At 73.9% G+C, this 1,702-nt stretch carries 1 pseudogene; it reads left to right on the top strand.

Features of this window, described 5'->3' with window-relative positions:
- Positions 1-235: 235 nt before the first annotated feature.
- Positions 236-1,702, top strand: a pseudogene (locus AC2W7A_RS12175) (CCA tRNA nucleotidyltransferase); the annotation flags it as partial.

Raw genomic sequence — 1,702 nt, 5'->3', positions numbered from 1 at the left:
CGGGCGTGGGCGGGTCCTGACGCCGCATCCGGCCGACCACGGCTGAGGGCAGGGGTGCCCCTCGGCGCTCGGAACGGTCGGGGCGGGTCATGCCTTCAACCTTAGCGGGCGCGGACGGGGCCGCATGCTGGTCAGGCCACGCCCGGCCCCGCGGCAGGACCGGATCCCGGGCGACGCTCCGCCCGCCGTCCACGCGCCTCCGACGCCCCCGTTCTCTGGCACCCTTGTACCCATCATGAGCACCTCCTTCCCGCGCGTCCCCCTGCCCTCCGGCTTCCCGGAGGGCGCCTCGCTGCCCGCTGTCGTGATCGAGCTCGGGGAGAGGTTCGCCGCGCCGGCCGTGAGCTGTCCCTCGTGGGCGGTCCGGTGCGGGACCTGTTCCTCGGCCGCGATTCCGGGGACCTGGACTTCACCACGGAGGCGGACCCGGACGCGATCGAGGCGATCGGTGCCGGGTGGGCGGACGCCGTCTGGGACGTGGGCCGGCGCTTCGGCACCATCGGCTTCCAGAAGGACGGCTGGCAGCTGGAGGTCACCACCTACCGCGCCGAGCAGTACGACCCGGCCTCCCGCAAGCCGCGGGTGGCCTTCGGCGACTGCCTGGAGGACGACCTCGTCCGCCGCGACTTCACCGTCAACGCCATGGCCCTGCGCCTGCCCGCCATGGAGCTCGTGGACCCGCACGGCGGCGTGAGAGACCTCGCCTCCGGTGTCCTGCGCACCCCCGGCACCCCGGAGGACTCCTTCTCGGACGACCCGCTGCGCATGATGCGCGCGGCCCGCTTCGCCGCCCAGCTCGGCCTGCAGGTGGCGGACGAGGTGGAGGCGGCCATGACGGACATGGCCGAGCGGATCGACATCATCTCCGCCGAGCGTGTCCGCGAGGAGCTGGTGAAGCTGATCTGTGGCGCCGACCCCCGCCGCGGCCTGGACCTGCTGGTCCGCACCGGACTGGCCGAGCGCGTCCTGCCCGAGCTGCCGGCCCTGCAGCTGGAGACCGACGAGCACCACCGCCACAAGGACGTCTACGCCCACTCGCTGACCGTGATGGAGCAGGCGATCGAGCAGGAGCAGCGGTACTCGCCGCACTCCCCGGACGTGGTGCTGCGCCTGGCCGCGCTGCTGCATGACGTCGGCAAGCCCGCCACCCGCCGCTTCGAGAAGTCGGGCGCGGTGAGCTTCCGCCACCACGAGGTGGTCGGCGCCAAACTCGTCCGCAAGCGGCTGCGCGCCCTGAAGTTCGACAACGACACCATCAAGGCCGTCTCCCGCCTGGTGGAGCTGCACATGCGCTTCTACGGGTACGGGGACGCCGGCTGGACGGACTCGGCCGTGCGCCGCTACGTCCACGACGCCGGCCCCGTCCTGGACCGCCTCCACGCCCTCACCCGCTCGGACGTCACCACCCGGAACAGGCGGAAGGCCAACCGCCTCGCCGCCGCCTACGACGACCTCGAGCGGCGCATCGCCGAGATCTCCGAGGCCGAGGAGCTCGCCGCCGTCCGCCCGGACCTGGACGGCGAGCAGATCATGGCCCTGCTGGGCATCCGCCCCGGCCCCGTGGTGGGCCGCGCGTACCGGCACCTGCTCGAGTGGCGCCTGGACGAGGGGGCCCCCGCACGAGCAGGGAGACGGCCGAGGGCCGAGCTGCGCCGCTGGTGGGGCCGAGCAGCCGGGAGGCCCAGGGAGGCCCCCCGGAGGC

The sequence above is a fragment of the Micrococcus sp. LASM2_SD2 genome, from assembly GCF_057364565.1.
The sequence above is the reverse complement of the archived record's forward strand: the minus strand, read 5'-3'. Positions and strand labels throughout refer to the sequence as shown.